Raw genomic sequence first — 6,000 nt, 5'->3', positions numbered from 1 at the left:
CCAGAGCCAGAGCCAGAGCCAGAGCCAGAGCCAGAGCCAGAGCCAGAGCCAGAGCCAGAGCCAGAGCCAGAGCCAGAGCCAGAGCCAGAGCCAGAGCCAGAGCCAGAGCCAGAGCCAAAATCGACTGCGACGGATTTAGCTTGGGCGAATGCTAAATTAACGAAGGCGATTGCCGATACTGCAGCAGCAACTGATTCGGCTGCTGAATATACCGCAATGTCTGTTGGGGTTGCTGAATGTTATAAGCAGCGTAAGCAGAGCGAGTATGTTGAGTATGGCGCAGGCTTATCTAAGCGCTATAGCGCTTTGTTCACTGTATATTTTGCTGAAACTAAAGCCACTAACCCTGAAACCGAAGTTAAAGGGATTGGTCTTATGCATATGTCGACGTTATTGAACGATAATGGAGAGTTTGATGCTGCAATTGCGTTGTGTAAGACAGCAATTAAACACGGTGTGAGTGACGGAACGGTTACTGGTTTTGAAGGTCGTATTACTCGTATTGAAAAGGCAAAAGCCAAAGCGAATAAATAATGTAATCACAGTAAAGTTCATCAATTCTCACCTAAGCGGTGTAGAATGGACTTAAGTTGCTTACTAAAAGGCGAACATCTGTTCGCCTTTTTTATTTATAGGATCTTTAGCATGAAATTACGCCTAATATGCTTAATCACTTTTATAACCCTTGGCTTAACAGCTTGTACCGATTCACCAGAATGGACGCTGCTTTATTATCCTGATGCAACAGTAAAGCCTAATGTGGAGCACTCTGGAGAGTTCATCAGCGGCTACTATGCGTCAATTGAGCAGTGTCACGCTAAAGGTAAAGGCTTGCTGCGCTTGAGTGATGATAAAAATGCAGACTATATATGTGGCCACTTGTGCGTTGCCGACGGTAAGAACTTGATGTGTAAAAATCAAGTCGTGTCCGGTCGTTAACTGAAAGGTAGTTTTAATTAAAATAGTTGCAGAGTAGATAGATGAAACTAAATGCTATTAAGTTAGATCGTGAAACGTTAAGTTTATCGGTGCAGGCAGATATTGATTTCGAGCAGTTTGATCAATTTGCGGAGCCGTTTGCAAAGGCGATTGATTGCCGTGTGGTTGAAAAGCAGTGGGGGGCAGACAGGCATCAATGGTTATTAGAGTTTGAAGGGTCACACTTGCAGCTGCACTATGAATTTTATGGTGATATCTGTTGGCTATCTACTGAGAGAGAGGATGAATTCGACGTGCTGGTGTATTTAGCTGAGTTGATGAAGCCTTATTTAGCGCTGTAACTCAGCCATATTGACTAATAGTTAGAGCATAAAAAATGAATAGAGCAGAGCCTAGTAAGATTATCACCACGGCAGCAGATGTAGATTCGGCATTTCACTACCAGGCCTTAACCCCAGACCTGATTTTGACCGCGATTGAAACCTTAGGTATTTACCCTGAAACAGGCTTGTTGGCACTTAATAGTTATGAAAACCGTGTCTATCAGTTTCGCTGTGATAGAGGGCAGCGCTATGTGGTCAAGTTTTATCGCCCAGAGCGCTGGACAGATCAACAGATCCAAGAGGAGCATGATTTCTCTGCTGCATTGACCGAGCAAGAAGTACCTATTGCGACTCCTGTCATCATTGATGGCCGTTCATTACATGAATATCAAGGGTTTCGGTTTGCACTCTTTCCCTCTATCGGTGGGCGTGCTTTTGAGGTCGATAACTTAGATCAGTTAGAGTCAGTGGGGCGGTTTATAGGTCGTATTCATCAGTTTTCTAAGCAAGCTGATTTTGTCTACCGTGATACGTTGTCGCCACAACTATTAGGTGACGAGTCATTAAAGTGGCTTAAAGAATCTGGTCATATTCCCTCTGGTTTAGCCTTGCCGTACTTTACGGTGGTTGAGCAGATCTTGGAGAAAGCAAGCGCTATGTGGCAACCGAAAGATTATAAAAATATTCGATTGCATGGCGACCTGCATCCTAGCAATATATTATGGACGCCAGATGGCCCCGGTTTTGTGGATTTAGACGACGCCAAAATGGGACCCGCAGTGCAAGATATTTGGATGATGCTTGCTGGGGATAGACCACAGCAGGTTTTACAGTTAGAAGTGCTATTAGAAGCTTATGAAGAGTTTTGTGAGTTTGATACCCGAGAGCTACAACTTATCGAACCTTTAAGAGCGATGCGCATGCTGCATTACAACGCATGGCTCAGTCGTCGCTGGGCAGACCCTGCTTTTCCAATGAACTTCCCATGGTTTGCGGAAGATAAATATTGGGAGCAGCAAATATTATCTTTTAAGGAGCAGTTGGCTGCACTTGATGAGCCACCACTGAGTTTGCTCCCGCAGTATTAGCTTGGCGTTTTATCGATGAAACTATGAGAGAAATTCTGTGATAACTCTCATTTTGTAACAGAAAAATGAACTTATGCGCTTGAGGTCGACTCGAAAGGGCATTATGTTATGTTGAAATTATTAAAGGTGCGTGAAGCATCATCAAGGAATTTACATGAAAAAAGCATTACTGGTCGCATTAGCGTTTATAGTTGCTCCTATGGCAGCAATGGCTGCAGATTATAAAGAGGGTGTGCATTACACCGTGGTTAATCAAGGTCCTGCAACGGCAAAGCCTGAAATTACCGAGTATTTCTCTTTCTATTGCCCGCACTGTTATAACTTCGCTAAATCAGAAGTGCCAAAAATTAAAGCTAGCTTGCCTGAAGGTGTGACTTTTAAGCAAAATCACGTTGATTTCATTAATGGCAACATGGGTGTAGAGATGTCTCGTGCCTTTGCTGTAGCGCATCAACTAAAAGTTGATGAGAAAATGGAAACTGCGATTTTCTCTGCAATTCATGACAAGAAACAGCACTTCACTAACCGTGATGATGTTAAAGCGATATTTGTGGCGAACGGCGTAGACGGTAAAGCATTTGACGCTGCTGCTAACTCTTTCATGGTTAATGCACAAATGTCTCAAATGAAGCGTGCAACCCAAAATGCTAAGATCTCAGGCGTTCCAGCGCTAGTAGTCAATGGTAAGTACCGTGTAGAAACTGGTGCTATCAAGTCTTACGACGAGCTACTCGATATTGCTTACTACCTTACAACAATGAAGTAAGCACGATAGCATGACAATGAAGGAGCCTAATGGCTCCTTTTTTATGTCTGCTGTTTAAGGGAGTCATTAGTTAAAATCTAGGCATAAAAAAACCGCGCTTCCTGGTCGCAAGAAGCACGGCTACGGAGCTATATAGCTCAACGTTACCCTGAGTAACAGTTAAACGTTAACAGGGTGTCAAAAAATTGGCAAGCGACAATTTATTATTGTTTCTATTTAGGTGCCTGATTGGAAAAAAGAATTTACAGCTTGTATAAAATTGATTCAAATAGTTACAATTTTATTTTCGATCTCATGAAACTCTCATGGTAAAACACCTGTCCAACTAAAACATATAACAACAATCAAAAGTTGTGGGGAGGTCTTGTGAGAGTTTTTCCTGTCTATGCACCTAAGCTAATTGTAAAACATGCGCGCATTTTTTTAACTGGGGTGATCTGGGTAAAAGACCTAGGTCGAATTGAATTTGATAAAGGAAGATTTTTATTGCCAAGGAAGAGCTTACCTAAAGTTAAGCAAGCTATATTGGAGCTCAATGAGTTAATTGAGTCGCAAAATAGTGAAATGCAAACCGCATAATATTAGTGGCTGCATTATTAATTAGTTAAAGCTCCACATGATTTTGTGTAAGGCTAAGGATTGAAGCACAACGACACTCCTCCGCTCAGTAAATCACAGTAATCATTTTCGCAGGTGTCGCTATGTAAATAAGCGTAGCGACACAACTGCAAAAATAACGATTACGCCAACTCACCTAAAAAGGTTAGCTAACCTCTTCGTTAAGTAAGCCAACTAAACCTGTTACTTTTTCATTCCAAGAATTCAATTCTTGCTGTAACTGTTGGTTTTGTTCTGTCAAACTGGTGCTTGTTTGTTTCTCTTCTTCAAGCTCCATTTTTAGTAGCTCGATAGTTTCAAGTGCAGCTTGGATTTTTGTTTCCAATTTTGACAATAGTTCAAGGCTCATGGGAGTCCCTTTGGTAGCATGATGATAGCTCCGATTCTAGCAGCGACGGGGTCTTAGTGAATAGTTAATTATGCTAAATGGACTAAAATCTTCTGATAAAAGTCGTGAGATTGGCTTTTTTTTGTACTTGTTACTAAGTCGTTAGTATTCTTCTCTTTATTTCTATAGGAAATGCAGCCATGTTGGCCAATATCTTAATGCTCACTCCATTGCTATTAACCTTAGTATTAGCATTAGTTTTAAGGCGTACATTGGTTGCCTTGGGGGTCGGTATTGTGTCTGGTGCGCTTATTCTTAGCGAATTCAATCCCGTTAATACGATTGTATATTTGTCATCAAAAGCTTGGATGCAGCTTTATGCTGATGGACAGTGGCAAGCTTGGCATCTTAATGTACTGGCTGCGATGGTACTACTGGGCATGATGACCCAATTATTAGCGAGAGGCGGCGCGGTAAAGTCCTTTGCAGACTGGTTGTATCACCGCATTCAAAGTGGTCGTCAGGCAAGGGTTGGAGTCGTTCTGCTGGGGTGGGTGGTGTTTATTGATGGTATTTTTAGCTGCCTCGCGGTTGGCCATGTCTGTCAGCCTTTGAGCCAGCGCTATAACATGAGTAAAGAGCAGATTGCTTATCTTGTAGATTCAAATGCATCGCCCTTATGTGCGCTGTTGCCTTTTTCTAGTTGGGGCCCGTATGTGATGGCCATTCTGGCCGGAATAGCCCTATTGCCAATGTCGCCACTTGAATCTTTTATCGAAATAGCAAAACTCAATTTTTACGCCATTACCGTTATTGTATTGTCGGTACTCATTGCATGGTTTGGTATTGGCTTTGGTTATACCGCAGAAAAAGAGCAAGCAATAGATGAAGTGGATGCTGGTAGCCCATGGCTATTAGGTATACCGATGGCGAGCTTACTGATGGCTTCAGTGGGCTTTACTCTATGGTCTGGTGCGACTCATTCACAATCAATGGATATCACCGATTGGATCACTTCTGCTGATATTGGCGCGGCTATGCGCGATGCTTGTATTTTAGCGACCAGCATAGCTGTTTTGATGCTCAAATTCTCGGGGCGGACTGCAGCGTTACTGGCTGTAGATATGCTGGCAGGGGTTAAGGTTATTAGCTTTGCAATTGCCATTTTACTGTTTACCTGGATGATAGGCGCTGTTATCGGCGACTTAGGTGTTGCCAAGCTACTGGCAAGTTGGGCAGAGCAGTTTATTCCGAGCAATGTTGTGGTTGCTGGTACTTTTTTGCTTTGTGCAATCATGGCATTTACCACAGGTTCAAGCTGGGGCACCTTTGCGATTATGATCCCTATCGGTGCCGAAATTGCTGTGGCTGTGGATCAGGCTTTGATGTTACCGGTATTGAGTGCGGTCATGGCGGGCTCAGTATTTGGCGACCATTGTTCACCAATATCCGATACTAGCGTCATAAGTGCGACTAGCTCTGGTTGTGAGCCTCACGCTCACGTTGTCACTCAACTTCCTTTTGCAATGATCGCTGCCCTTAGTGCCCTTGTCGGTTTTCAGTTAATTAACCTAGGTATAGCAACTTTGTGGAGTTGGTTAGCAGTATTGCTTTGTGCGTTATTGATGTTGGGGCTTTATCATAAAACTAGCCCGAAACAGATGCAGGTTGCAGCTAACTAGCAATCTTAACACGCTGGAAACTAGCACTCGTGTCGGTTGGTGTTATGGCAACTATCTGATCTAACCGAATGCTCTCTTGTGTACGGTTATTATCAACAATAAGCCATTCGGTTTTGTCGCTATGAGTCTCAAGCGTAATTGCTTTTGCGGTTAAATTGGGACGCTGCTTTAGTTCTAAAAGCAAACTATAACCTCGCATACAAGCAAGTTCTAAATAGTCATGACAATGACAATTTACAATCCGATAGTGCTCCAT

The 6,000-nt window shown here is 42.9% G+C and carries 8 protein-coding genes and 1 pseudogene; 7 read left to right on the top strand and 2 right to left on the bottom strand.

Features of this window, described 5'->3' with window-relative positions:
• The 6 genes and pseudogenes from L2730_RS19565 to L2730_RS19540 all read left to right on the top strand — a co-directional run.
• Positions 1-534: pseudogene (locus tag L2730_RS19565) on the top strand (hypothetical protein); the annotation flags it as partial.
• A 111-nt stretch (positions 535-645) separates the two neighbouring features.
• On the top strand, positions 646-939 hold the full coding sequence (locus L2730_RS19560; RefSeq protein ID WP_248976123.1) for a hypothetical protein: 294 nt from the start codon (positions 646-648) through the stop codon (positions 937-939).
• Positions 940-980: 41 nt separating this feature from the next.
• Complete coding sequence (locus L2730_RS19555) at positions 981-1,280, top strand: DUF3630 family protein (RefSeq protein WP_248976122.1); 300 nt, start codon at positions 981-983, stop codon at positions 1,278-1,280.
• A 35-nt stretch (positions 1,281-1,315) separates the two neighbouring features.
• The gene (locus L2730_RS19550) at positions 1,316-2,350 is read left to right on the top strand and encodes a serine/threonine protein kinase (RefSeq protein ID WP_248976121.1); all 1,035 of its coding nucleotides are present in this window, start codon (positions 1,316-1,318) and stop codon (positions 2,348-2,350) included.
• Positions 2,351-2,504: 154 nt separating this feature from the next.
• Positions 2,505-3,116 (top strand): thiol:disulfide interchange protein DsbA/DsbL, encoded by a 612-nt coding sequence (locus L2730_RS19545; protein WP_248976120.1) that lies wholly within the window; start codon positions 2,505-2,507, stop codon positions 3,114-3,116.
• Between the two features lie 366 nt (positions 3,117-3,482).
• On the top strand, positions 3,483-3,695 hold the full coding sequence (locus L2730_RS19540) for a DUF1107 domain-containing protein (RefSeq protein ID WP_020912289.1): 213 nt from the start codon (positions 3,483-3,485) through the stop codon (positions 3,693-3,695).
• 184 nt (positions 3,696-3,879) lie between these two features.
• Here the strand turns inward: L2730_RS19540 and zapB are convergent, their stop codons facing one another.
• Positions 3,880-4,083: a cell division protein ZapB gene (gene zapB / locus L2730_RS19535; protein WP_044555820.1), complete on the bottom strand. Its 204-nt coding sequence runs from the start codon at positions 4,081-4,083 to the stop codon at positions 3,880-3,882.
• 179 nt (positions 4,084-4,262) lie between these two features.
• Between zapB and L2730_RS19530 the strand changes: the two genes are divergently transcribed.
• A complete protein-coding gene (locus L2730_RS19530) occupies positions 4,263-5,744 on the top strand; it encodes a Na+/H+ antiporter NhaC family protein (protein ID WP_248976119.1) in 1,482 nt (493 codons plus the stop codon).
• On the opposite strand, the gene L2730_RS19525 is transcribed toward L2730_RS19530, so the two are convergent.
• Complete coding sequence (locus L2730_RS19525; RefSeq protein ID WP_248976118.1) at positions 5,737-6,000, bottom strand: Rho-binding antiterminator; 264 nt, start codon at positions 5,998-6,000, stop codon at positions 5,737-5,739. The genes L2730_RS19530 and L2730_RS19525 overlap by 8 nt on opposite strands.

The organism is Shewanella kaireitica (assembly GCF_023284045.1).
Taxonomy (GTDB): domain Bacteria; phylum Pseudomonadota; class Gammaproteobacteria; order Enterobacterales; family Shewanellaceae; genus Shewanella; species Shewanella kaireitica.
The sequence above is the reverse complement of the archived record's forward strand: the minus strand, read 5'-3'. Positions and strand labels throughout refer to the sequence as shown.